24 protein-coding genes are annotated in these 25,921 nt (G+C 37.6%); all 24 read right to left on the reverse strand.

The window, feature by feature from the left end:
- Positions 1-27: 27 nt before the first annotated feature.
- Complete coding sequence (gene pnp, locus M1D60_RS13970; RefSeq protein ID WP_456275451.1) at positions 28-2,142, reverse strand: polyribonucleotide nucleotidyltransferase; 2,115 nt, start codon at positions 2,140-2,142, stop codon at positions 28-30.
- A 247-nt stretch (positions 2,143-2,389) separates the two neighbouring features.
- Positions 2,390-2,659, reverse strand: a complete 270-nt coding sequence (rpsO, locus tag M1D60_RS13975; protein ID WP_456275452.1) for a 30S ribosomal protein S15 — start codon at positions 2,657-2,659, stop codon at positions 2,390-2,392.
- A 123-nt stretch (positions 2,660-2,782) separates the two neighbouring features.
- Positions 2,783-3,727: a bifunctional riboflavin kinase/FAD synthetase gene (gene ribF / locus M1D60_RS13980; RefSeq protein WP_456275453.1), complete on the reverse strand. Its 945-nt coding sequence runs from the start codon at positions 3,725-3,727 to the stop codon at positions 2,783-2,785.
- A gap of 32 nt (positions 3,728-3,759) precedes the next feature.
- Positions 3,760-4,668, reverse strand: coding sequence for a tRNA pseudouridine(55) synthase TruB (truB, locus tag M1D60_RS13985; protein WP_456275454.1), 909 nt, complete (start codon positions 4,666-4,668; stop codon positions 3,760-3,762).
- A gap of 109 nt (positions 4,669-4,777) precedes the next feature.
- Positions 4,778-5,137 (reverse strand): 30S ribosome-binding factor RbfA, encoded by a 360-nt coding sequence (rbfA, locus tag M1D60_RS13990; protein ID WP_456275455.1) that lies wholly within the window; start codon positions 5,135-5,137, stop codon positions 4,778-4,780.
- Between the two features lie 12 nt (positions 5,138-5,149).
- Positions 5,150-5,428, reverse strand: coding sequence for a DUF503 domain-containing protein (locus tag M1D60_RS13995; RefSeq protein WP_456275456.1), 279 nt, complete (start codon positions 5,426-5,428; stop codon positions 5,150-5,152).
- Positions 5,428-7,602 carry a translation initiation factor IF-2 gene (infB, locus tag M1D60_RS14000; RefSeq protein WP_456275457.1) on the reverse strand — a complete coding sequence of 725 codons (2,175 nt, stop codon included), beginning with the start codon at positions 7,600-7,602 and terminating at the stop codon, positions 5,428-5,430. Before infB ends, M1D60_RS13995 begins: the two co-directional genes overlap by 1 nt.
- A gap of 16 nt (positions 7,603-7,618) precedes the next feature.
- Positions 7,619-7,924, reverse strand: coding sequence for a YlxQ family RNA-binding protein (locus M1D60_RS14005; RefSeq protein WP_456275458.1), 306 nt, complete (start codon positions 7,922-7,924; stop codon positions 7,619-7,621).
- Between the two features lie 2 nt (positions 7,925-7,926).
- Positions 7,927-8,199, reverse strand: a complete 273-nt coding sequence (gene rnpM, locus M1D60_RS14010; protein ID WP_456275459.1) for an RNase P modulator RnpM — start codon at positions 8,197-8,199, stop codon at positions 7,927-7,929.
- Between the two features lie 13 nt (positions 8,200-8,212).
- Positions 8,213-9,313 (reverse strand): transcription termination factor NusA, encoded by a 1,101-nt coding sequence (gene nusA, locus M1D60_RS14015; RefSeq protein ID WP_456275460.1) that lies wholly within the window; start codon positions 9,311-9,313, stop codon positions 8,213-8,215.
- Between the two features lie 388 nt (positions 9,314-9,701).
- Positions 9,702-10,175, reverse strand: coding sequence for a ribosome maturation factor RimP (gene rimP / locus M1D60_RS14020; RefSeq protein ID WP_456275461.1), 474 nt, complete (start codon positions 10,173-10,175; stop codon positions 9,702-9,704).
- 219 nt (positions 10,176-10,394) lie between these two features.
- Positions 10,395-14,687 (reverse strand): PolC-type DNA polymerase III, encoded by a 4,293-nt coding sequence (locus tag M1D60_RS14025; protein WP_456275462.1) that lies wholly within the window; start codon positions 14,685-14,687, stop codon positions 10,395-10,397.
- 89 nt (positions 14,688-14,776) lie between these two features.
- Positions 14,777-16,474: a proline--tRNA ligase gene (locus M1D60_RS14030; RefSeq protein ID WP_456275463.1), complete on the reverse strand. Its 1,698-nt coding sequence runs from the start codon at positions 16,472-16,474 to the stop codon at positions 14,777-14,779.
- A 39-nt stretch (positions 16,475-16,513) separates the two neighbouring features.
- Positions 16,514-17,773: an RIP metalloprotease RseP gene (gene rseP, locus M1D60_RS14035; protein ID WP_456275464.1), complete on the reverse strand. Its 1,260-nt coding sequence runs from the start codon at positions 17,771-17,773 to the stop codon at positions 16,514-16,516.
- A gap of 13 nt (positions 17,774-17,786) precedes the next feature.
- On the reverse strand, positions 17,787-18,935 hold the full coding sequence (gene dxr, locus M1D60_RS14040) for a 1-deoxy-D-xylulose-5-phosphate reductoisomerase (protein WP_456275465.1): 1,149 nt from the start codon (positions 18,933-18,935) through the stop codon (positions 17,787-17,789).
- 41 nt (positions 18,936-18,976) lie between these two features.
- On the reverse strand, positions 18,977-19,765 hold the full coding sequence (locus M1D60_RS14045; RefSeq protein WP_456275466.1) for a phosphatidate cytidylyltransferase: 789 nt from the start codon (positions 19,763-19,765) through the stop codon (positions 18,977-18,979).
- An 18-nt stretch (positions 19,766-19,783) separates the two neighbouring features.
- Positions 19,784-20,557: an isoprenyl transferase gene (locus tag M1D60_RS14050; protein ID WP_456275467.1), complete on the reverse strand. Its 774-nt coding sequence runs from the start codon at positions 20,555-20,557 to the stop codon at positions 19,784-19,786.
- A gap of 343 nt (positions 20,558-20,900) precedes the next feature.
- Positions 20,901-21,458 (reverse strand): ribosome recycling factor, encoded by a 558-nt coding sequence (gene frr / locus M1D60_RS14055; protein ID WP_456275468.1) that lies wholly within the window; start codon positions 21,456-21,458, stop codon positions 20,901-20,903.
- A 1-nt stretch (position 21,459) separates the two neighbouring features.
- Positions 21,460-22,182 (reverse strand): UMP kinase, encoded by a 723-nt coding sequence (gene pyrH, locus M1D60_RS14060; RefSeq protein ID WP_456275469.1) that lies wholly within the window; start codon positions 22,180-22,182, stop codon positions 21,460-21,462.
- A gap of 104 nt (positions 22,183-22,286) precedes the next feature.
- Positions 22,287-23,168 carry a translation elongation factor Ts gene (gene tsf / locus M1D60_RS14065; RefSeq protein WP_456275470.1) on the reverse strand — a complete coding sequence of 294 codons (882 nt, stop codon included), beginning with the start codon at positions 23,166-23,168 and terminating at the stop codon, positions 22,287-22,289.
- A gap of 143 nt (positions 23,169-23,311) precedes the next feature.
- Complete coding sequence (gene rpsB, locus M1D60_RS14070) at positions 23,312-24,019, reverse strand: 30S ribosomal protein S2 (RefSeq protein ID WP_163176620.1); 708 nt, start codon at positions 24,017-24,019, stop codon at positions 23,312-23,314.
- A gap of 162 nt (positions 24,020-24,181) precedes the next feature.
- Entirely contained in the window at positions 24,182-24,703 is a 522-nt protein-coding gene (locus M1D60_RS14075) for a hypothetical protein (protein WP_456275471.1), read from the reverse strand.
- Between the two features lie 8 nt (positions 24,704-24,711).
- Positions 24,712-25,017, reverse strand: a complete 306-nt coding sequence (locus M1D60_RS14080) for a hypothetical protein (RefSeq protein ID WP_456275472.1) — start codon at positions 25,015-25,017, stop codon at positions 24,712-24,714.
- Positions 25,018-25,048: 31 nt separating this feature from the next.
- Positions 25,049-25,819, reverse strand: coding sequence for a FliA/WhiG family RNA polymerase sigma factor (locus M1D60_RS14085; RefSeq protein WP_456279451.1), 771 nt, complete (start codon positions 25,817-25,819; stop codon positions 25,049-25,051).
- Between the last annotated feature and the right edge of the window lie 102 nt (positions 25,820-25,921).

Below are 25,921 nucleotides of genomic sequence, written 5' to 3' on the forward strand. Positions count from 1 at the left end.
GATCCCCAGCTTCTCTTTTGTCTTATGTTAAGATGTTGGGTTTGCATCCTTTTGCTCTTTTAACACAACTTTACGAGAAAGGTTAACTCGACCTTGCTTGTCTACTTCAGTTACCTTTACTAAGATCTCATCACCAATTGCCACAACATCTTCAACTTTAGCTATACGCTCTTCTGCTAATTCAGAGATATGAACAAGTCCGTCCTTACCACTGAATATCTCCACAAATGCACCAAACTTTTCAATTCTCTTAACTTTACCTAGATACATTTGTCCTACTTCAACTTCTCGTACGATATCTTCTATAATTTTCTTTGCTTTTTGGTTCATTTCTTCATTAACAGATGAGATGAAGACTGTTCCATCTTGCTCGATATCAATCTTTACACCTGTTTCTTCGATAATCTTATTAATCTGCTTACCACTTGGTCCAATAACGTCTCTGATTTTATCTGGATTTATAGACATCATCAGAATTTTTGGAGCATATTGTGAAAGCTGTGTCCGCGGCTCATTGATGGTGCTTAGCATATGTTCTAAGATATGCAATCTCCCTGTTCGAGCTTGTATTAATGCTTCCTCAAGAATTTCACGTGATAAACCTTCAATCTTTATGTCCATTTGAAGAGCTGTTACACCCTTAGAAGTACCGGCTACCTTGAAATCCATGTCACCTAAGTGATCTTCCATACCTTGGATATCAGAGAGAATCGTATAGTGCTCGCCTTTCTTAACTAATCCCATCGCAATACCTGCTACAGGTGCCTTAATTGGAACTCCAGCATCCATCATAGCTAATGTACTAGCGCAAATACTTGCCTGAGATGTAGACCCGTTTGATTCTAGTACCTCTGAAACTAATCGAATGGTATAAGGGAAATCCTTTTCAGAAGGGATAATTGGTTCAAGAGCACGCTCTCCTAATGCCCCGTGACCAATCTCACGACGCCCCGGTCCTCTCATTGGTCCTGTTTCCCCTACACTAAATTGAGGGAAATTATAATGGTGCATAAATCGTTTTTCCTCTTCAACACCAAGTCCATCTAAAATCTGAACATCACCTAATGCACCTAGTGTACATACACTTAATGCTTGAGTTTGTCCTCTTGTAAATAATCCTGAACCATGAGTTCTAGGTAATAATCCTATTTCAGAAGCTAGTGGCCTGATTTCGTCTTGTTTTCTACCATCTGGACGAATCTTTTCTTGCGTAATTAAACGACGTACCTCTTCTTTAACAAGCATATAAAGGACTTCAGAAACTTGTTTAAGAACGCGTCCTTCAACTTCCTTAGCTTCATAATGAGCGATTACTTCTTTTCTTACCTCATTGATTGCATCCTCACGAGCATGCTTTTCAAATACTTGAACGGCCTTGTTAATTTTCTCTTCAGCAAGACCTCGAACCTCTTGTTCAATCTCTGTATCCACTTTGTAAAGAACAACCTCACGCTTTTCTTTTCCAATAGCCGCAACTATGGTTTCTTGGAATTCGATTAAACGTTTAATTTCATCATGACCAAACATAATAGCTTCAAGCATAACTTCTTCTGCTACTTCATCAGCGCCAGCTTCCACCATGTTGATGGCATCCTTTGTTCCAGCTACAACTAAGTGAATATCAGATTTCTCCATCAATTCAACAGAAGGGTTAATAATAAATTCATCATTTACTCTACCCACAGTAACTCCAGCAATTGGACCTTCAAAAGGAATATCCGATACACTTAAAGCTAATGATGAACCAAACATTGCTGCCATTTCAGAAGAACAATCCTGATCCACGCTCATTACAATACTGATAACTTGTACTTCATTACGAAAGCCATCTGCAAACAGCGGACGGATTGGACGGTCAATTAATCTACTTGCTAAAATTGCTTTTTCACTTGGACGGCCTTCACGCTTAATAAAGCCACCTGGAATTTTTCCAACTGCGTATAAACGCTCTTCATAATTAACCGTTAAAGGAAAGAAACTTAAATCCTTTGGTTCCTTTGAAGCAGTTGCTGTTGATAGAACTGCTGTGTCTCCGTAACGAATCATCACTGCTCCACTTGCTTGTTTAGCTAGTTGTCCCACTTCAACCGTTAAAGGACGACCTGCCCAATTTGTGGAGAAGACTTGTTTTTCTTGTCCCATATACGTACCCCTCTCTTGCATTTCAAATTCCTATGTATTTTCAAATAAATAATAAGCCATTATCTAGTATTTCCTATATTATTTAAAACATATCAATTGTCTAAACATATGTAAATATTTTTCGCATAAATCTGATAAAATACACTATAAATGTAATATGTTGGAAAAAATATTTAAGATAATAAAAAAGCGGGATTTCTATCCCGCTTTTTTAGAAGGGAAACAAAGTCTCCCAAAAAACGTTGAATTATCGACGTAAGCCAAGCTTGTTGATTAGCTCGCGATAACGTGTAACGTCTTTGTTTCTTAAATAGTTAAGTAAGTTACGACGCTTACCTACCATCTTTAAAAGACCACGACGTGAATGGTGATCCTTCTTATGAGTACGTAAGTGATCATTTAATGTGTTGATTTGCTCTGTTAGGACAGCAATCTGAACTTCTGGTGATCCAGTGTCAGAATCGTGAGTTTTGTACTCACTAATGATTTCATTTTTACGTTCTTGTGTTAAAGCCATCCTTTTCACCTCCTAATTTTCATCCCCGATTACCGAGCAAGCGTCGGTGACTCGACTTGCCAAGCAATGGTTCATAACATACGCTTACTATCATACCTAATCTAGCTCAATAATGCAAGTATATTATAATTTAACGTTCCAATATTCCTTTGCTACCTTAACATCTTCATGAATCCTGCTGACAAGCTCGTCAATTCCATTAAACTTCTGCTCGTCCCTAATCCTTGTGTGGAAAAACAATTCTACTGACTCACCATATATGTATTGTTCAAAATCAAATAGATGGACTTCAATGGATTTTTCAGTTAGTCCTTCGTGAAAGGTTGGCTTATATCCAATATTACAAACTCCTTTATAGCCTTTCCCCTTAACGAATAACTCGACTGCATATACACCTGTTTTTGGAAGGTGATACGAGTCTGATAACTCTATATTGGCTGTCGGAAAGCCAATCGTCGAGCCTCTCTTCTCACCGTGAATAACAGTACCTTTAATCTTATAAAACCTACCAAGATATGAAGGTAGATTATTTACATTTCCTGTATTAAGGAGCTCTCTAATTGAAGACGAACTAATTTTTTCACTCTCCAACATAATCTTATCAATTACTGTGTGTGAGAATTCTCCTCTTGAATGAAAGGGGATCGTTTCCATCGTGCCTTTACCCATTTTTCCATATGTAAAATCAAACCCTGCAACCACATGCAAAACACGTAAACCTATGATGTATTCATCTACGAATTGTTGAGGCAGTAATTGAGAAAAATCCTCTGTAAACTTTACAATATACAGTTCATCAATTCCAAGCTGTTTGATTGCCTCGATTTTTTCATGAAGAGGGGTTAACATGTGATGGATCGCTTTTTCCTTACGTAAAACAACTGACGGGTGTGGGTGAAATGTCATTACTGCACTTTTTACATTTTGTTGTGTGGCTATTTCTTTCGCGGCCAAAATAACCTTTTGATGGCCTATATGAACCCCATCAAAATATCCAAAAGCCATAACCTTTTTAGATTGTTGCTCACTTGTTATTCGGGGTGGATGGCTTAAATAAATTGTTTCCACATCAATCACCTTATTTCTAGTAATACCTCTCCTTATATGGAGAGAACCTTCGTTGGTTTCATTAATCCTGGCTTAGAAGAGTGCTTTTCATAAATGGCCAGCGCTTGTCCTGTCATATCAGATAATAATACAAGGGGATGGTCCTCTAAGATAGGATCCGCTTCAAGTACAGCACCATTCTTGACTTTCATTGCTACTTTATCATCAATTTGCAAGTTAGGCAAATGGTTCAATGCACGCTCAATTGGTATTAAAAGAGACTCGATGGTCCCTTCTTCCATTGCTTGTTCAATAACCGGAAAACTGGAGCACTCTTCGAGGTGAAAGGAACCCGATGCGGTTCTAACTAAATGTGACATATGAGAAGGAAAGCCAAGTGCTTCGCCTATTGAAACTGCGAGGGTCCTTACGTATGTCCCTTTGCTACAGGTAACCTTAAACGAAAACTTAATTTCACTACCCTCAAATAATTCTCGGTCATCTAATAAAGTAAATTCATAAATCTTAATATCTCTTGAAGGTCTTTCTATCTCAATTCCTTTTCTTGCATACTCATAGAGTTTCTTACCATTGATCTTCACGGCTGAATACATGGGTGGAGTTTGTTTTATATCCCCCGTTAAACCTTGTAGAACTTCAAGAATCTCCGTCCGGGTTATAACACGATCAACTGGCGCTTCACTTACTTTCTCACCTGATGCATCCTCTGTAGTTGTAGAATATCCTAAGGTGACTTCACCAACATATGTTTTATCATCAGCTGTTATATATTCCACTACTTTGGTAGCTCTGCCAATACATATCGGAAGAACTCCTGTAACATCGGGGTCTAATGTACCAGTGTGACCGACCTTTTTGGTTTTCAATATCTTTCTAATTTTAAACACACAATCATGAGAGGTTAACCCTTTTGGTTTATGTAATAAAAGTATTCCTTCCATTTTTACCTCCATCTATCCATTGTTAAACAAAGATGTTTTCGCTTTTATCTTAGTATCAAGATTTTACTACTTAAAGAAAACTGGATAGACATTTGTCTATCCAGTACCTTTAAGCATCATCATGCTGTGAAGACCTATTCAATTCAGCTAACAGGTTTTCAATACGATTACCATAATCAACGGATTCGTCAAACTCAAAAGTGATTTCTGGTGTTTTACGTAAACGAATTCGTTGACCTATTTCACTTCGTATAAAACCTTTTGCTTTTGCAAGCCCTTTTAATGTGTTCTGCCTTTGTTCCTCATCTCCTAGTACGGAGATAAATACTTTTGCTTGTTGGAGGTCTCCTGTAACTTCCACATCCGTTACAGTCACAAACCCTACACGAGGGTCTTTAATTTTTCGACCGATAATCTCACCGAGCTCTTTTTTCATTTGCTCTCCAACTCGAGTTGCACGTAAACTCATACGATCACCTCGTTAATACCATTCATAGTTTGTAACGGCTCTTTCTATTTCCGGAAAGGAATCAATCATTTTTATACAATTTTGCAACTCTCTTTCAGTTGACTGTTTGGAGGAGGTAATGGCAACGATTCCTATGGTAGTCCGTTGCCAAACATCCTGATGATCAATTTCTGAAACCGATACATTATATTTTTGTTTGAGTCTTGACATAATTCTTTGAAGAACTGCCCGCTTCTCCTTTAACGACTGAGCATTATAAATGAAGCAATCACATTCCACAAAACCAATCATTATCTTTTAATTTCCTGCATCACATAAGCCTCGATAATATCGCCTTCTTTGATATCATTAAACTTTTCAATGGTAATTCCACACTCATAGTTTTGAGCAACTTCTTTTACATCATCTTTGAAACGTTTTAATGTATCTAAATGACCTTCGAAGATGACAATCCCATCACGGATAACACGAACCCCACTGTCACGAGTAATCTTTCCATCAGTAACATAACTACCTGCAATCGTACCTACTTTAGATACCTTAAAGGTAGTACGAACTTCTGCTTGCCCGATTACTTTTTCTTCAAACTCAGGATCAAGCATTCCCTTCATAGCTGATTCAATTTCATCAATTACATTATAGATAATTCTGTGAAGTCGTACATCAACATCTTCTTGTTCAGCCGTTTTCTTCGCATTTACGTCTGGACGAACATTAAAACCTATCACGATCGCATTAGAGGCAGAAGCTAAAATGACATCTGATTCTGTAATTGCACCAACACCAGTGTGAATGATCTTAACGCGCACACCTTCTACTTCAATTTTTTGAAGAGAAGCAGCTAGAGCTTCAGCAGAACCTTGAACATCAGCTTTTACGATAATATTGATATCTTTTATGTCACCTTGTTTGATTTGCTCAAATAAGTCATCAAGACTTAGCTTTGCCTTATCACCACGTTGCTCAATAAGTTGCTTTTGAGCACGTGCCTCACCAACAGATCTTGCCATTTTCTCATCAGCAAATACCATGAATTGGTCACCAGCTAATGGCACTTCATTTAATCCGGTAATTTCTACAGGAGTGGAAGGACCAGCCTCTTTTACGCGACGTCCAACATCATTAACCATTGCACGTACACGACCAAAGCTATTACCAACTACAATTGGATCACCGATACGTAATGTACCATTCTGAACAAGAAGGGTTGCTACAGAGCCGCGTCCCTTATCTAATTGAGCTTCTACAACAGTACCTGTTGCAAAACGCTTAGGATTAGCTTTCCATTCTTCAACTTCACTTACTAATAAAATCATTTCCAACAGGTCATCAATACCTTCACCATTTAGTGCAGATACGGGTACGAATATCGTATCTCCACCCCATGCTTCAGGCACTAAGCCATGCTCTGTAAGCTCTTGCATTACGCGATCTGGATTAGCGGATGGCTTATCAACTTTGTTGACAGCTACAATAATGGGAACCTCGGCAGCTTTTGCATGGTTAATTGCTTCAACCGTTTGAGGCATAACCCCATCATCAGCTGCTACCACTAAAATAGTTATGTCCGTGATTTTAGCTCCACGAGCACGCATTGTTGTAAAAGCTGCGTGGCCAGGTGTGTCTAAGAATGTAATTTTCTTATCATTTACCTCAACTTGGTATGCACCAATATGCTGTGTAATACCACCAGCTTCTCCTTCTGTTACCTTTGTGTGACGAATAGAGTCAAGAAGTGTAGTTTTTCCGTGGTCAACGTGACCCATGATTGTTACTACTGCTGGACGGATTTGAAGGTCTTCTTCTTTGTCTTCCATGTCATAGCCTTCAAACTCTGTTTCTTCATAGACGATTTCTTCTTCCACTTCAACCCCGTACTCACCAGCAATTAACTCAATTGTATCCTTGTCAAGAGTCTGGTTAATTGTAGCCATAATGCCTAGTAAGAAGAGCTTTTTAATAATTTCCGAAGGCTCTTTTCCTAGTCGAGCTGCTAATTCAGCAACTGTTAACGAACCTGAGAAAGTAATCTTTTCAGGAAGCTCTGTCACTTTACCGCCACCTGTCTGATTTAAATTTTTCTTATGACGATTTTTTTGGAAAGCAACTTGCTCTTGCTGACCTGTTTTTTTGTTGTCTTTTTCCTTACGTTTGTTTGCACCCTTCTTTTTACGAGGGCTATTATCTGTTTCGTCATCTTCTTCGTATGCTGCCGCTTTATTTTTTACAGTTGTGGTTGTAGATTCAGGCTTCTTAGTTTCTGTAGCCTTTGGCTTAGTTTCATCAACTTTTGTTTCTTCTTTACCGCTTGGTTGAAAGTGCTGATCCAACTTTTCCACAACATCATCCTCGATGGTTGTCATGTGATTTGATACTTCAACATTTAATTCTTTTAATATATTAATCACTTCTTTACTTGATATGTTTTGTTTCTTTGCATATTCATAAACACGTATTTTACTCATACGTTCACCCCCGAATTTATTCCTCGAGCAATGTCCTCAGCTTTTTGGCAAATCCCGCGTCCTGTATACCAATGACGACTCTAGCGTCTTTTCCAATTGCTTGACCTAGTTCATACCTATCATCAACACGACTTAGCGGTATACGATAGTATGAACATTTGTCAGTAATCTTCTTTTCAGTGTTTTTTGAGGCGTCCCTTGATAACAACACGAGGTTGACCTTATTTCGCTGTATCTCTTTCACAACCAATTCCTCTCCAGAGATGATCTTCCGTGCTCGAGCAGCTAGTCCTACAAGAGATTTCCATGGTTGTTGATTCACGACTAATGATTCTCCTTTTCCACTAGAGCTAATAATTCCTCATAGATGGATTGATCGACCTTAGTTTTTAATTGGCTCGCTAGGATATTCTTCTTTTGTGCCTGTAAGATGATGTCTTTGTTTTTACTTAAGTAAGCTCCTCTGCCTGCCATTTTCCCAGTTAGGTCGATGGATATGTCCCCTTCTTTTGAGCGGACAATTCGAATGAGCTCTTTTTTATCTTTCATTTCCTGACTCGCTACACATTTCCTTAAGGGAACCTTGCGATTTCTCACCTTACTTCACCTCTTACTCTAATTCCTCTACCGCTGACTTGTACTCCTCTAGAGTTGACCCTAACCCTAGTAAATCCAGCTTTTCAGCATCAGAATGGCTTTTTATATCGATTTTCCACCCTGTTAATTTAGCAGCAAGACGAGCATTTTGACCACGTTTACCAATTGCAAGAGACAGTTGGTTATCTGGAACAATAACAGTAGTAGCCTTCTCCTCTTCGTTTACAATCACTTCTTCAACTTGTGAAGGGCTAAGTGCATTAGCAACAAACTCAATTGGATCCTTTGACCATTTAACAATGTCAATTTTTTCACCTTTTAATTCATTAACAATTGCCTGTACACGGCCACCTTTTGGTCCTACACAAGAACCAACAGGATCTAGGTCAGAGTTATCAGTGTGTACAGAAATCTTAGAACGGTCACCAGCTTCACGTGCAACTGATTTAATTTCAACTGTACCATCAAAAATTTCTGGTACTTCAAGCTCGAATAATCGCTTTAATAAACCAGGATGAGTTCTTGAAACGAAAATCTGTGGGCCCTTTGTTGTTCTTTCAACCTTTGTAAGAAACACTTTAATTCGGTCATGTGGTTTATAGGTTTCATTCGGCATTTGCTCCGCAGCCGGAAGTAGCGCTTCAATCTTACCTAAATTCACATATATGAAGCGAGCATCTTGACGTTGTACAATTCCCGTCATGATATCTTCTTCGCGGTCAATAAATTCGGAATATATTACGCCTCTTTCAGCTTCACGAACACGTTGGGTTACTACTTGTTTGGCAGTTTGCGCAGCAATTCGGCCAAAATCCTTTGGAGTTACTTCAATCTCAATCACATCTCCGACCTGATAATTCGGATTGATTAATCGTGCTTGTTCTGCAGATATTTCAAGTCTAGTGTCAAATACATCATCTACTACATCTTTACGGGCAAATACTCGCATCGACCCACGTTCTGGATTGACATCCACTCTAACATTTTGGGCTTGATTAAAATTTCGTTTATAAGCAGAGATAAGTGCTGCTTCAATTGCATCAAGTAAGATATCTTTACTAATTCCCTTTTCTTTTTCTAGCATGATAAGGGCATCTAATAGCTCACTACTCATTTTTTGGATCCCCCTTTAAAGATCATCTATTATTTTAGTCATGAAAATGCACATAAGAGAAAGTATATGTAATTTATAGAAACAGTGTTACATTCTACTCATCACAAGAAGGGGAAGACATTGTTTGCTTCTCCACCCTCACTCAAATTTGTATGAGTGCCACTACATCAAGCGGTCCCCTGTTTCAAAAAAGAAGCCCTTATATCGGATGTTATCTCACAACATTAGATTCACAAGTCACTACTCTCTATGATGCTTACGTAGTTTCCTGGCATCAAGAAGTTTTATAAGAGTGCTTTTCTTTTCTGAAACAGGAGTAGGGGGAAGAAAGATCAGCAAGCTTTTCCCTTCACCTACTGTATTGACGATTGTTCTAGTCAAACCGAGTTTAACTAAACGTAACGGCAAGACGAGCACTTGCAACCTTCTCAAATGGAATGGTGGTAACCTTTTTTCTTGTTTTAATCATGTGGGCGACAGTTACTGAATCACCGTCATAATTAACGAGTTCACCTTCAAAATGCTTTTCACCCTCTATGGGCTCATACGTTTTAATAAATACCTGCTTACCAACAGCCTTTTCAAAATCTTTTGCTTTTTTAAGTGGTCGTTCAGCACCAGGTGATGAGACCTCTAAAAAATATAAATGAGGAATCGGATCTGTTTCATCAAGTCTTTCACTCAACTGTTCACTAACAGTTCCGCACTGCTCAATATCAATGCCACTTGGTGAGTCTATATATACTCGTAGAAACCAATCTTTTCCTTCTTTAACATATTCAATGTCCACTAGTTCTAATTGAAGTTCTTCTAGGATTGGTGTAACTAACCCTTCGACTACATCCGTTACTTTGTTACTCATTCATACCCTCCTTTACTTCGTACTTACTTATTAGGATTTGATTAAAATTCCCTGCTTATTAGCAGGGAATTTGTGTAATATGTAAAAAAATCGGTAGTAATACGAAAGAGTGGGTTTCCCCACTCTTCATCACGTTCCTATTCATAGCATTTCCTCTGTTACTATAACATAATCAATAGGTTTATGCAAATAATAACAAATCCGGAAAATCCTTTACATTTAGAATAAAGAAAGCTGATTTTGATCCGGAAGGCCTTCTAAGCACCCTTGACTATCTAAATATTCTAATATCGTTTTAGAAATTTTACTACGTTGCTGGAGATCCTCTTTTGATAAAAACTCTCCATCTTGTCTTGCTTTTACAATATTAATGGCTGCGTTTGTACCTAATCCAGGAATTGAATTAAACGGCGGAATTAAAGTATTTCCTTCCACAATAAATTCTGATGCACTGGAACGGTATAAATCTACTTTTTGGAAGGAATATCCTCGTTCACACATTTCTAAAGAAATCTCAAGTACCGTTAACAGGTTCTTTTCTTTTGTCGATGCTTCTAAACCTTTAGCATTAATTTCTTCCATCTTTGCCTTAATAGCATTTGAACCCCTAACCATTGCTTCTATGTCAAAGTCGTCTGCTCTAACCGTAAAGTATGCTGCATAATAAAGAATTGGATGGTGTACTTTAAAATAGGCAATTCGAACAGCCATTAATACATAAGCAGCAGCATGGGCCTTAGGGAACATGTATTTGATCTTCAAGCAAGAATCAATGTACCAATTTGGGACATTATTATTTTTCATGTCTTGAATCCATTCGTCAGGAAGACCTTTCCCCTTACGAACATTTTCCATGATTTTGAAAGCTAATGAAGGATCTAACCCCTTGTAAATAAGATAGACCATAATGTCATCACGACAACCAATTACTTCACTTAATGTACAGGTTCCATTCGCGATTAACTCTGAAGCATTCCCAAGCCATACATCAGTACCATGTGACAGACCTGAAATTTGAACTAGTTCAGAGAATGTGGTCGGTTTTGTTTCTTCAAGCATCTGTCTAACAAATCGAGTTCCAAATTCAGGAATACCATATGTTCCTGTTTTACACATGATTTGTTCCTCAGTAACACCGAGAGAAGAAGTACCACCAAAAATCTTCATTACTTCAGGATCATCAGTCGGAATAGTTTTAGGATCAATCCCACTTAGATCTTGCAACATTCTAATTACAGTGGGATCATCGTGTCCTAGTATATCTAACTTGAGTAAATTATCGTGAATCGAATGGAAGTCAAAATGTGTGGTTTTCCATTCAGATGTTTTATCATCAGCTGGGAATTGGATTGGTGTGAAATCAAACACTTCCATATAATCCGGAACTACAATGATTCCGCCGGGATGCTGTCCTGTCGTTCGCTTAACACCTGTACAACCAGACACTAGTCTATCTACTTCTGCACTTCGAATTGTTAAATTATGATCATTTGCGTATCCTTTTACATAACCATAGGCAGTTTTTTCCGCAACCGTCCCAATTGTTCCGGCACGGAAGACATTATCTTCACCAAATAACACTTTCGTATAGTTATGTGCCTTTGGTTGATATTCTCCCGAGAAGTTAAGATCGATATCAGGAACTTTATCCCCTTTAAATCCAAGGAATGTTTCGAATGGAATATCATGTCCATCTTTTTTATAGTGCGCACCACATTCCGGACAATCCTTATCTGGCAAATCAAAACCAGATCCCACTGAACCATCATCAAAAAATTGCGAATGCTTGCACTTTGGACATACATAATGAGGAGGTAAAGGATTTACCTCGGTTATCTCTGTCATTGTTGCAACAAAGGACGATCCAACTGAACCACGAGAACCAACTAGATATCCGTCATCTAAGGATTTTTTTACAAGCTTATGAGAGATCAAATAAATAACAGCAAACCCATGTCCAATAATAGATTTTAATTCTTTCTCTAAGCGAGCCTCAACAAGTTCTGGTAGCTCATCACCATATATGGATCGAGCCATTGAGTAACTCATTTCACGAATTTCATCTTCTGCGCCTTCAATCTTTGGTGTGTAAAGATCATCTTTGATTGGTTTAACGTTTTGGATAAGATCTGCCACATAATTTGTATTGGTTACGACAATTTCCTTTGCCTTTTCTTCACCAAGAAACGCAAATGCTTCAAGCATTTCATCTGTTGTTCTAAAATGAACTTTAGGCAAACGATGGCGATTTAAAGGATTTGCCCCACCCTGTGAACCAATTAGAATTTTACGATATATATGATCTTCATGTTCTAAATAATGGACATTTCCAGTAGCTACAACAGGCTTGTCTAATTTCGTCCCAAGTTTCACTAAGTTATTCATAATATCTAGTAAAGCTCTCTGGTCACGAACTAACTCTAATTCTATTAAATGAGAGTAGACCTCTGGAGGATGAATCTCTATATAGTCATAAAACTGCGCAATCTCCTCTACTTCTTCTGGTGATTTTTGCATCATCGCTTCAAACACCTCACCACGATCACAAGCTGAGCCAATGAGTAAGCCTTCTCTATGCTTTATTAGCTTAGAACGAGGAATTCGGGGTACACGATAAAAATATTCAAGATGAGATATAGAAATCAATTTAAAAAGATTTTTTAACCCTATTTCATCCTTAGCTAGAAGTGTTACATGAGAAGGGCGTGCTCGTTGGTATGCATTCCCTTGACCCATATTATCATTGAGCTGATCATGATACTCAATTCCAGCTTCAAGAGCATCTTTTAGCATTTTCATTAATAGATAGCCAGTTGCCTCTGCATCATAAATGGCACGATGGTGTTGAGTTAACTCAATATCAAACTTCTTACATAATGTATTCAAACGATGATTCTTCATATCAGGCAATAAGAATCTTGCTAATTCTAATGTATCAATAACCGGATTCTGCGCTTTCTCATATCCTAGTTTTTTATATCCAACATTTAGGAAACCCATATCAAAGCTAGCGTTGTGGGCAACTAATATATCATCATCAATCCATTTTCTAAACCTCTCTAACACCTCTCCAACTTCTGGTGCATCACGTACCATGTCGTCGGTAATTCCAGTTAAATCAATCGTTGTTGCGGATAATGGATGGTGCGGATTAGCAAAGGATTCAAACCGGTCAATAATTTGACCTTCTTTTATTTTCACAGCGGCAAGCTCAATAATAGTATCATAGACGGCTGAAAGACCAGTTGTCTCGACGTCAAAAACCACATACGTATCTGTTGCTAATAAACGGTGCTGCTCATTATATGCAATTGGAACCCCATCATTTACAAGATTAGCTTCTAAGCCGTAAATGACTTTAATCCCATGCTTTTTCCCAGCTGAATAAGCATCAGGGAAGGATTGAGCGACTGCATGGTCGGTTAAAGCAAAAGCTTTATGCCCCCATTTTTTTGCTTGTTCAATAAGCTTCCCTACCGGTGTAACAGCATCCATTTGGCTCATCGGAGAATGGGCATGCAATTCAACACGTTTTTCATCTTCTGGTGCCAGATCCATTCTCTTTACCGGATTGATTTCCTGGATATCATTTGCCATCATGACAAGGTCTCGAATAAAGGTATCGTTTTGTACCCCACCACGAACTTTAACCCACATGCCTTTTTTTACAGATTGTAGTAACGGAATATCCTCTTTATCTCTCGAAAACATCTTAACCAATATTGAACTAGTATAATCTGTCACTTTAAACGTTAATAAGTGTCTACCACTTCTCAACTCTTTTGTTTCTGCATCAAAGATATACCCTTGAATAATAACTCTTCTTTCTTCTTCTTGAATTGCGTGGATGGAAACTGGCTCTTCCTTAATACTGTATCCAATGGTTAAAGGCCCACTATGTTCTTGAGCAGGTTCTTTCTTTTGCATTTCTGTAATTGCTTCGATCACTTTGTTACGATCTTCTTGCTCTTTTTGCTCTACAAATCTTTCAAACTCTTCAGCGGAATATTCTACGATAGTATCAAGCTGAAGTGCAGGAAAACCAAATTTCTCTAGCTGAGATGTAATAGCCATTCCATACTTTTTCTTAACCGTAACTGCTTCTGCATCATTCCTTGTTTTTATTGTTATTTTTGCCCCTTGTAATGTAGGGCTTTGCTCTTTAAGTAATGGTAAAAACATCGGCGAAATAGTATCTAGCCTATCAATACAGATGGGCCAGTAAGAAATGACATCTTGTTCTATTATATTTTTTTCCACGGCTTTTACTGAAAAACTTACAGTAGCTATATGAGAAAATGTTTGAACTAGTTGATTGGCAAACAGTTCAAACATGGGTGCTGGAAGGATCCTTTGCCAAACAAAAGAAAAATGCCATGATTTAGCTCCTGTATGAACGGAGACCTTCTCAATACCCGCTCCGTTAAAGTACTCTTTCATTTCAGCCGGAACATTCATTTGCTGTAATAGGATTTCAAAACGATCTATTTGTTCTGTTGAAAGTTCTATCACGAATAGATCTCCTCTCTCCATGTCATACATGTTTTGTAAATATTGAAGGTACCTCAAATTAATAGAGGTACCTCTTTTTATCTCTTCTTCTATTTTACAATAAATTTCTCAATTGTCTCGATAAGATTTTCAGTATTTATTTCCAAAACCTCACCAGTGCTTCGAACTTTTAGCTCAACAATCCCTTCACTAGCTCGCTTTCCAACTGTCAGACGTATTGGTAAGCCAATTAAATCAGAATCAGCAAACTTAACACCAGGGCGCTCCTGACGGTCATCATATAACACTTCAAAACTAGACTTTAAACTAGAATATAAAGTATCCGCTAGTTCCTTTTGATCATCTTGCTTAGGGTTGACCACAATCAAGTGGAGATCAAATGGCGATACAGCCTGTGGCCAGACTAATCCGTTCTCATCATTAAACTGCTCAGCAACAGCAGCAACTGTTCTTGAAACACCAATGCCATAACAGCCCATGATCATTGGTTGTGTTTTACCGTTTTCGTCTAAAAAGGTCGAGTTCATCGCTTCACTGTATCGTGTTCCTAGTTTAAACACATGGCCTACTTCAATTCCTTTTGCAAACACAATCTTTCCATTACCATCAGGAGAAGGATCTCCCTCTTGAATAAAACGGACATCTTCATACTGAATATTCTCAAGATCTCGTTCAGGATTTACTCCTGTATAATGAACACCCTCATTATTAGCTCCACAAACACCGTTTACAACAAATTCAACGGCATGATCTGCAATAACTTTAAGAGAAGCCGGGACGTTTATAGGTCCTAATGATCCAATTGGTCCGAGAACTTTGCTTGTCTCCTCAGATGTCGCTAATTCGACTACTGAAGCATTAAAGATGTTTTTGATTTTCACATCATTAATTTCATGATCTCCTCGTACAACAACAAGAACTAACTGCTCGTCCACTTTAAATACAATGGATTTCAGGCATTGCTTTGCAGAAACATTTAAGTAGGTAGCCACTTCGTCAATTGTCTTTTGGTTTGGCGTATCGACCTTTGTTAGTTCCTCAGGGCTTGCTTCTAGTTTTTCATAAGAAGCTATAACTGGGGCCATCTCGATATTAGCTGCATAAGTTGAAGAGTCTGAATAAGCAATCGTATCCTCACCAATATCAGACAGTACCATAAATTCATGAGTATCTTTTCCACCCATAGCTCCTGAGTCAGCAATAACTGCTCTAAAATCTAAGCCACAGCGTGAAAATACATTTGAATAGGCTTGGAAAAGCTTTTGATAAACATCATCTAAGCTTTCATACGAAGAGTGAAATGAATAGGCGTCTTTCATAATAAATTCTTTTCCTCTTAATAATCCGAAGCGAGGTCTTTTCTCATCTCTAAACTTAGTTTGAATTTGATAAAGAGTTAATGGTAGCTTCTTGTATGAATTCACTTCATCTCGAACTAAACTAGTTATCATTTCTTCATGTGTCGGTCCAAGCGCAAAATCACGGTTATGTCGATCCTTCATCCTCATCATTTCAGGTCCATAAGAATACCATCTACCGGATTCCTGCCATAGCTCAGCTAACTGGAGAGCAGGCATGAACAGTTCAACTGCTCCTGCTTGCTCCATTTCCTCACGAACGATCTGTTCTACTTTTTGAAGAACTCTTTTCCCAAGGGGTAAAAATGTGTAAACACCTGCTGAGTTTTGGCGAATAAAACCAGCTCTTAGAAGAAGTTGGTGACTTTTCACATCTGCATCTGCTGGCACTTCTCTAAGAGTAGGAATAAACATCATGCTCTGTTTCATTATTATTGCACCTCATTAACTATGATCTAGACTCATATTTTAAATATCGAAAATTCGTTGTATATCATTCCATGTAACAACTAACATTAGTAGCATTAGAAAAGCGAAACCAATAAAATGGACAAGACCTTCCTTTTGACGGTCAATTGGTTTTCCTCTTACAGCTTCAACTAAAAAGAACATCAATCTACCACCATCTAATGCTGGTAACGGAAGTAAGTTAATAATGCCCAAATTAATACTTAAAATGGCTCCCCACCTCATTAAATTATATACACCGGTTTGAGCCACTTGATCAGTGGCATCGTATATACCAACAGGACCTGAAAGCATATCGATTGAAAATTGACCAGTGACTAACTTGCTTAAACCAACTAATATTTCCTTTGCCCAATGATAGGTTTGAGTAAAACCATATTGTATGGAGCTCACAATACCCTTTTCAACTGGGTTGTAGACTCCAATGACACCGTAAACCTCTTCACCAGCAGTTGCTTTTTCTGGGGTAATCATTAAGTCAATTGGAGCACCCTCACGATCAATTGTAAAGGCAAGCTCTTCCTCGGGATGATCACGAATGATTGTAACTACATCCTCCCAGGTAGCAACCTCGACCCCATCAATCGTACGGATGATATCCCCCTCTTTTAAACCAGCCAGAGAAGCTGGGCTATCTTCTACAATTTCACCTAAACGAGCTTCATTAACAGGGCTTCCCTGAAGAATTCCTAAAATCATAAAGGTAACGATTGCTAAGACAAAGTTCATCCCAGGACCAGCAATAATCGCTAATGTTCTTTGACCTAAAGTCTTCGAGCCGAATTGGCGATTATAAGGTGCAATTTGAGTTTCTTGACCATCAATTACAAATACAGCCTTTTCATTAACTGTAAATCTTTCAAGTCTTTCTTCATCTTGCTCATACCCAGCAATATATAATTCCTTGTCAAGATCTGCTTTTTCTACCTCAATAACTCTAGCGTTAGGGAATTTATCTTTATTGTTTAAGATGATTTTAATGACTTCATTTGCGTTATTAAGGATCAAACCAACATGGTAGCCCGGTTTTACATCAATCGTCTCGGGGTCTTCGCCGGCCATTCTCACAAAACCGCCTATCGGTAATAGACGGATTGTATAAATCGTTTCATCTCTTTTAAAAGAAAAAACCTTTGGTCCAAAGCCTATTGCAAATTCTCGACATAATATTCCAGCTCTTTTAGCAAAAACTAGATGTCCTAGTTCATGAAAAAAAACAAGAGCACCAAATATAATCACAAATGCTATGACAGTATTCAATGATACCCCACCTTTACTTTAGTAGTGATGCTACATACCTTCTAGTTTCCTTGTCCACATGTTGAATGGTTTGTAAATCTGGTTCTTGAATGATTTGATGCACTTCTAGAGCCTTTTCAATTAAGTCCTCTATCTGCAGGAATTTTACTCTTCCGGTCAAAAATGCATCCACCGCCACTTCATTAGCTGCGTTCAAAACAGTTGGTAGACTTCCCCCTACTTTCCCTGCTTCATATGCAAAAGCAAGACATCTATAACGATTAAAGTCAATTTTAGAAAAATGGAGAGTCCCCATCTCCCAAAGATTAAGTCTTTTAGCTAACGGTAGTTCTAAACGTTGCGGATATGTAAGTGCATATTGAATAGGGACTCTCATATCTGGTGTGCCAAGCTGTGCGATGACGCTTGTGTCATCATATTCGACCATAGAGTGAATAATACTTTCTTTATGTAAAATAACTTCTATTTTTTCATAAGGAATATCAAATAGCCATTTTGCTTCAATGACTTCGAGACCTTTGTTCATCATAGTAGCAGAGTCAATTGTGATCTTTGCACCCATTGACCAATTTGGGTGAGCAAGTGCTTCCTTAACAGTAACTTCTTCGAGCTCATTACGAGTACGATCCCTAAAGCTCCCACCAGAGGCAGTTAAAATCAATCTACTTATTTTCGTAGTGTCCTGCCCTACTAAAGATTGAAAAATTGCTGAATGCTCACTATCTACTGGCAAAATATCTACTTGATATTCCTTTGCAAGCTTCATTACAATTTCTCCGGCAGTTACCAATGTTTCCTTATTAGCAATGGCAATGGTCTTTTTCTCCTTAATGGCTTCTAAGGTTGGAAGTAGACCCACACTTCCTAGAACAGCGTTTACAAGAACCAAGGCATCTGGATGTGTCGCAACCTCAAGCAATCCTTCATGACCATAGGTGACCTTTACCGAGTATGTAATCTGTTTCTCCACTAATGCCTTGTCCTCTTTTGTTAGTACAGAGATCAATCTTGGTTTAAATTCGTTCGTAAGTTTTATTCCTAGTTCTATATTTTTCCCGAAGGAGAGAGCAACGACTTGAAATTCTTCCGGATGGAGTCTGACTAGGTCAAGTGTCTGAGTCCCTATTGAACCAGTTGCCCCTAATAAACTTATTGTTTTCATAATTCAACTCCTATGTTAATACAAGCTAGTCCGACAAACGATTAAATAAATTGCAAGAAATGAAAAATTGGTAAAACAAATAAAAGACTATCAAAACGATCTAGGATTCCACCATGACCTGGTAATAGAGAACCTGAATCCTTCACTGAATAATGTCTTTTTAAAGCAGACTCTACTAGATCACCCATTTGTCCAAATATCGACAGTAGAATGGTAACAATAATAACCATTAAATAAGAGCTGCTTATCGGTAAGATGGCTTGGAAGACAACCGCAACAATTAAAGCACAAACAATACCACCAATTGAACCTTCTATCGTTTTGTTCGGGCTTATTTCAGGCCATAGCTTTCGCTTCCCCATAGCTCTACCTACAAAATAGGCACCAGAATCAGTCGCCCATATGATAAACATTGCGAAAAATAGGTATTGCAAGCCCTGCTCATTAATTTGAATGAAATAGTAAAAACCAGTTCCTATATAAATCGTTGCCAATATAATAAAACCAGCATCATCAAAAGTGAATAGATTTTTAGTTATGACCGTATAAGACAATAAAAATACAACTGCTAATAGTGCAATCTCAACCTTTGAAACATTTACTTCCGTTAGAAAATCAATTGTTGTCTTAGGATATAAAAGTACCCATATTAATAATAGACTTAAAATTCCAGGGAAAGAAAGCAGCGAAATCTTCTTCATTTTTAATAATTCATAAATGGCAATTGACGCTAAAAGATATATAAAAATAGTAAACGGTAACCCTCCAATAATCACAATTGGCAAAAATACCGCACCAGCAAAAATCGCTGTTAAAATACGTTGCATCATAATAAATTCATCACCTTTTTATACGCCTCCATACCTTCGGCTTCGCCTTTGAAACTCTTGTATGGCATTAATAAGTTCTTGTTCAGTAAAGTCCGGCCATAATACATCAGTAAACCAAAATTCTGTATAAGCTAGCTGCCACAACATAAAATTACTAAGTCTGTGCTCACCGCTTGTACGAATTAACAAATCAGGATCACCGATTTGACTTGTCATCAGATACTGTGAAATTAGTGTGTCATTTATTTCCGTTTCAGAAATTGTTCCAGCCATAACATCCGCTGAGATTTGTTTAACAGCTTTTGTAATTTCATCACGAGATCCATAATTTAAGGCAAAGTTTAAAATTAACCCGGTGTTATGTTTTGTTTCTTCCATAGCTCTTTCAATCGCATTTCTAGTGTGTAATGGAATTTCTTCATGATTCCCCATCATTTGAACTCTTACATTTTTCTCAACGAGTTCAGGTAAAAAAGTTCCTAAAAATTCTTCTGGTAGCTTCATTAAGTATTCAACTTCTTGTTTAGGGCGCTTCCAATTTTCAGTTGAAAAGGCGTATAGGGTTAACACATTTACACCTAATGCATTGGCTGTTTTGGTAATCTTCCTAACAACCTTCATGCCTTCATGATGACCTGCTATTCGAGGTAACGCTCGCTTATTTGCCCAACGTCCATTTCCATCCATAATAATGGCAATATGTTTAGGAATGGGCTTTGACAAAATATCTTCTTTTGTAGGTGTGGACATACTTTCTTTTTTATGGTTCCAACGTTTTAGTTTATCAAGCATCTTCTTATCCCCCATCATTACCATTATAAACAAAGCTTATCCTTAGTTCAAAGAAACTCTAAGCTTCATTACATTTATAAGGAAGATTTTCATTTTATATGCAGACTATTCTTTTTGAACAACAGATCCTCGAAGCTTTGTGCCCGATGGTTTCCACTTTAATCAAAAGCAGAATCCCTGCTTAGCGCTATGTATAACGAAAGTTCCTATACTAAGAAAAGAGGACTCTTTCTTTTCTTGATATAGGGTTAATTGTCTAATAGGGCAATACCCTAAAAACAATTAAAAACCCCCTAAATATAGAGGGTCTATAATTATACTCATTATTTTACCGTCTAATGGCTTAAACTGCCATAATTTCTTTTTCTTTTTCCTTCGTTACGTTATCAACCTGTGTAATGTGTGCATCTGTTTCCTTTTGAATATCATCTGTTAGTCCACGTAATTCATCTTCAGTGATATCCCCACTCTTTTCTAACTTCTTTAACTCATCATTTCCATCACGACGAATATTACGAATGGCAACCTTTGCTTCTTCTCCATACTTCTTGACTAGCTTAGTTAATTCAACACGGCGTTCCTCTGTTAAAGCAGGGATGACAATGCGAATTACAGAACCATCATTTGTTGGAGTAATCCCTAAGTCCGACTTTAAAATTGCTTTTTCAATATCACCTAATGCAGTCTTATCATAAGGGGTGATAATCAGCATTCTTGCTTCCGGAACATTAATTGAAGCTAATTGGTTTACTGGTGTTGGTGCCCCATAATAATCAACAGTTATTTTATCTAATAACGATGCACTTGCACGTCCAGCACGGATTGTAGATAGCTCTCGTTGATACGCTTGAATTGCTTTATCCATTTTTTCCTTAGCATTTTTTACTACTTGCCCAGTCATATTATTTCCCCCTCACTATCGTTCCAATATTTTCACCTAATACCGCTCGCTTAATATTCCCTTCCTCCATAATGGAGAAAACGATTAAAGAGATATCATTATCCATACATAAAGAAGAAGCTGTTGAGTCCATTACTCCTAAGCCTTCTTTTAGTACATCTAAATATGACAAAGTTTCATATTTAGTAGCTGTCGGATCTATAGATGGGTCTGCTGTATAAACACCATCTACATTATTTTTAGCCATTAAAATAACATCAGCTTCAATTTCAGCTGCACGTAATGCAGCTGTAGTATCTGTAGAAAAATACGGATTCCCAGTACCTGCTGCAAAAATGACAACACGACCCTTTTCTAGATGTCTAATCGCTTTTCTTCGTATATAAGGCTCTGCTACCTGTCTCATTTCAATAGAAGACTGGACTCTCGTTTGAATTCCAAGATTTTCAAGACTATCTTGAAGAGCAAGTGAGTTCATTACAGTTGCAAGCATCCCCATATAATCAGCATTAGCACGGTCCATGCCCATTTCACTACCTGCTTTTCCACGCCAGATATTTCCTGCCCCAACAACAACCGCTACCTCAACATTCATATCAGCTATTTCTTTTACCTGTTTAGCAATTGATTGTATGACAGCTGGATTAATTCCAAATCCTTGATCTCCAGCAAGTGCTTCACCACTAAGTTTTAGAACAACTCGTTTATATTTTGCAGATGTCATTTTTACCTCCTGCGAACCAAGTATTATGTATGTTTTTTCAATTCCCTTTAAAAATAGGGAACACACTGTGCTCCCTATCTCTTTGTATTGACCAGCAATATATTTTACTTATTAACCTGGTTCATTACTTCTTCAGCAAAGTTATCTTGACGCTTTTCAATTCCTTCTCCAACCTCATAACGAACAAAGCTCTTTACAGAAGCTCCTTTGCTCTCTACGAATTTACGTACCTTTTGGTCTGGATCTTTTACAAAGCTTTGGTCAAGTAAGCAGATGTCTTCAAAGAATTTACCAAGGCGACCTTCAACCATTTTAGCAACGATATTTTCTGGCTTACCTTCATTAAGTGCTTGCTGAGTTAATACTTCACGCTCACGTGCAATTTCCTCTTCTGTAACAGCACTTCTATCAACGTACTTAGGGTTTACAGCTGCAATATGCATTGCGATATCCTTTGCTACAGACTCATCAGTTGTACCTTCAAGAACTGTTAATACACCAATACGTCCACCCATGTGTAAGTAAGCACCAAATGCATCATTGTCTGTTTTAGTAGCAACAGAGAAACGACGTAAAGTTAACTTTTCTCCGATTTTTGCAATCGCTGAGTTGATATGTTCCTGAACGGATGATCCATTGTCCATTTTTTGTTCTAAAGCTTCTTCAATTGTAGCAGGTTTGTTCTTAAGTAGGTGACTACCTAATTCTTTTGTTAAATTTAAGAAACCTTCGTTTTTAGCAACGAAATCAGTCTCTGAGTTAACTTCAAAGATTACAGCTTCGTTTCCATTCACTTCGATTGCAGAGATTCCTTCAGCTGCAATACGGTCAGACTTGTTAGCTGCCTTCGCAATACCTTTTTCGCGTAGGAAATCAATTGCTTTTTCCATATCACCATCAGTTTCAGTTAATGCTTTCTTGCAATCCATCATTCCAGCGCCAGTTTTCTCACGCAATTCTTTTACCATTTGAGCTGTTACAGCCATTGTAAATCCTCCTTATTTCTTCATCTATTATGTAATTTGATGTTCTACTATAATATAGCCGATAATGCGGCTATTCAGTCTACTGTATTTGTTTAAAAAAGGTGATAAAAGGCTTTAGTCCCTCTTATCACCTTCAGTTAAAATTATGCAGTAGTTGGTGCTGTTTCTTCACCTTGTTTAGCTTCAAGAATTGCATCAGCAATCTTAGCAGTTAAAAGCTTTACAGCACGAATTGCATCGTCATTTGCAGGGATAACATAATCAATTTCATCTGGATCACAGTTCGTATCAACGATACCAACGATTGGGATGTTTAATTTATGTGCTTCAGCAACTGCAATACGTTCTTTACGAGGGTCGATGATGAATAAAGCATCTGGAAGTTGCTTCATATCTTTAATACCGCCTAAGAACTTCTCAAGACGATCTAATTCTTTCTTTAAGTTAATAACTTCTTTCTTAGGAAGAACTTCAAAAGTTCCATCTTCTTGCATCTTTTCGATGTCACGAAGGCGCTTAATACGCTTTTGGATTGTTTCAAAGTTTGTTAATGTACCACCTAACCAACGTTGGTTAACAAAGTACATACCTGAACGCTCAGCCTCTTCCTTAACAGAATCTTGAGCTTGCTTTTTCGTACCAACAAATAGCATAGTTCCACCATTTGCTCCAAGTTCCTTAACGAAGTTATAAGCTTCTTCAACTTTTTTCACAGTTTTTTGTAGGTCGATGATATAAATCCCGTTACGCTCTGTGAAAATGTACTTCTTCATTTTTGGGTTCCAACGGCGTGTTTGATGACCGAAGTGAACACCAGCTTCTAGTAATTGCTTCATAGAAATTACTGACATGTTTGTTTCCTCCTAAATGGTTTTTGTTTTCCTCCGCTCATTTCATTTTTAGACAAAACTGATTAACAGCACCATTGTCCAAATCAATAAGCGTGTGTATTTAACACCAAGAGTTACTATATCATAGGCAGAGACCATAATCAAGCTTGTTTTGTTTGAATATCAATTGAATTTTAAAAAAAGCTCGATTTCTGTAACCCCTTTGTCTAATTGTTTTGCAATCTCTTCAACTGTCAAACCTTTTTTATGTAATAATTTCGCTTGTTGTCCGATTGGCAAAGATTGAATGTTTTCATCTTTTTGTTGTGTCTTTTTAATTGAAACAGGCTGTTCAATCTCTTCTCCATAGTTAGGTAACAGTACGGATAAGTCCTCATTACTGATCTGGGATTCAATTGTATTAATTGTACTTTGTATCACAGGATCTTTCTTTACATTTTTCTTGGCTTTAGACTCACTTGACTTCAAGGTAGGATTGTCATTTTTAACTTTTTGTAAGAAGATTTCATTTTCCTCTTTCATTTCTAGAATATAGGATGATAGCACATCCTCCATATCCTTTAACAAATTACCTTGCTTTCGCTCAATCTCTCTCGTTTGTTCTAATCTATAGTACATCAATATGATGATAAAGAAAGAGATTGCATGAAGAATGAAGCTAATAATCAATAAAAAAGTATTCATAAGCTCTCCTACCCACTGATATCAATGATTTTTCCTATATAAGGATGTTGTTCTTTTTCGTCATGACTAGTCTTCGCTTGTTTTTGGGATTTAGGATGACTATTTGGTGTTGTCGATTGATCTAGGTGTAGAGAAGATTTATCTTTTTTATCGTTTTTTCCAACTTGCTTTCTCTTTCTTTCATCCTGTTGTTTTATCCCTGCGGTAATTTGGTCCTGCATATGCTGGCCTCTTTGCTGTAATTGCTCCTGAATTTTACCAACATCCTGTGTTCTTGGAAGTGCGACTTGTAGTTCTATAAGCTTTAGACTCACTGTTATTTCACTCCCTCAAAATCTTTAAAATCTATTCGTAGATGGTATCCAATAATTTCTTCATCTTAAATAAAGCCTTTGAATGAATTTGAGATATTCTTGATGTCGACAATCCCATAACTTGTCCAATTTCAGTTAGCGTTAACTCTTCTTTATAAAACAAACTGACCACCAATTGTTCGTTATCATTTAGTTGTTCGATTACGATTGATAATTGTTCAACTAGCTCGTCTTTTAACAGCTGATCTTCTGGAGTTAAGCTTTTTTCGTCCTTCAAAGTGAACCTTGCTGACTCCTGTGAATCCTCTTGCTCTTTTGGTCCATCATCTATTGATAAGACATTTGCAAAAAATCCTTCTGTAACTGATTGTTGAACTTCTTCTTCACTAAGTCCTAGTTCATCAGCAATATCTTTCGGTGTAACCGTTCTCATATATTTTTGCTCAAGCTTTTCTATAACGCTATCTATTTTCTTTGCCCTTTCCCGGGAACTCCTTGGAAGCCAATCTTCCTTGCGAAGCCCATCAATAATAGCTCCCCTAATTCGAAAGGAAGCATATGTATCAAACTTGAGATCTCTAGTCGGGTCAAATTTTTCAAGTGCATCATATAAGCCTAACATCCCTAAGCTCATTAAATCATCTTTACTTACGCTTTTTGGTAGTCCTACTGAAATCCGCTGAACATGATAATTGACTAAAGGTAGATAAATTCGAATTAAAGAATCACCTGCTTGGGTATCTCGTGATTCAATCCACCTCTGCCAATATACTTGATCTTCGCTTGAGGAAACGTGAGTCATCATGATCCTCCCCTTTTTATGCTAAAGCTCCTTAGATAACAAAAGATAGGCAAAGTCTCTAGTGGTCCTGCCTATCCTGTTCCTTTATTTAACACAAGACCC

The organism is Bacillus sp. AK128 (assembly GCF_053903075.1).

Coding starts and splice junctions, on each gene's coding strand:
- truB (WP_456275454.1), bottom strand. CDS start 4,668: ATGGAAGGAATACTTTTATTACATAAACCAAAAGGGTTAACCTCTCAT.
- M1D60_RS13995 (WP_456275456.1), bottom strand. CDS start 5,428: ATGATTGGTTTTGTGGAATGTGATTGCTTCATTTATAATGCTCAGTCG.
- rpsO (WP_456275452.1), bottom strand. CDS start 2,659: ATGGCTTTAACACAAGAACGTAAAAATGAAATCATTAGTGAGTACAAA.
- M1D60_RS14075 (WP_456275471.1), bottom strand. CDS start 24,703: ATGAATACTTTTTTATTGATTATTAGCTTCATTCTTCATGCAATCTCT.
- rimP (WP_456275461.1), bottom strand. CDS start 10,175: ATGAGTAACAAAGTAACGGATGTAGTCGAAGGGTTAGTTACACCAATC.
- pnp (WP_456275451.1), bottom strand. CDS start 2,142: ATGGGACAAGAAAAACAAGTCTTCTCCACAAATTGGGCAGGTCGTCCT.
- rpsB (WP_163176620.1), bottom strand. CDS start 24,019: ATGTCAGTAATTTCTATGAAGCAATTACTAGAAGCTGGTGTTCACTTC.
- infB (WP_456275457.1), bottom strand. CDS start 7,602: ATGAGTAAAATACGTGTTTATGAATATGCAAAGAAACAAAACATATCA.
- M1D60_RS14030 (WP_456275463.1), bottom strand. CDS start 16,474: ATGAAACAGAGCATGATGTTTATTCCTACTCTTAGAGAAGTGCCAGCA.
- nusA (WP_456275460.1), bottom strand. CDS start 9,313: ATGAGTAGTGAGCTATTAGATGCCCTTATCATGCTAGAAAAAGAAAAG.
- frr (WP_456275468.1), bottom strand. CDS start 21,458: ATGACTGGGCAAGTAGTAAAAAATGCTAAGGAAAAAATGGATAAAGCA.
- M1D60_RS14085 (WP_456279451.1), bottom strand. CDS start 25,819: ATGACTCACGTTTCCTCAAGCGAAGATCAAGTATATTGGCAGAGGTGG.
- rbfA (WP_456275455.1), bottom strand. CDS start 5,137: ATGAGTTTACGTGCAACTCGAGTTGGAGAGCAAATGAAAAAAGAGCTC.
- M1D60_RS14050 (WP_456275467.1), bottom strand. CDS start 20,557: ATGCTTGATAAACTAAAACGTTGGAACCATAAAAAAGAAAGTATGTCC.
- dxr (WP_456275465.1), bottom strand. CDS start 18,935: ATGAAAACAATAAGTTTATTAGGGGCAACTGGTTCAATAGGGACTCAG.
- pyrH (WP_456275469.1), bottom strand. CDS start 22,182: ATGACATCTGCAAAATATAAACGAGTTGTTCTAAAACTTAGTGGTGAA.
- tsf (WP_456275470.1), bottom strand. CDS start 23,168: ATGGCTGTAACAGCTCAAATGGTAAAAGAATTGCGTGAGAAAACTGGC.
- M1D60_RS14045 (WP_456275466.1), bottom strand. CDS start 19,765: ATGATGCAACGTATTTTAACAGCGATTTTTGCTGGTGCGGTATTTTTG.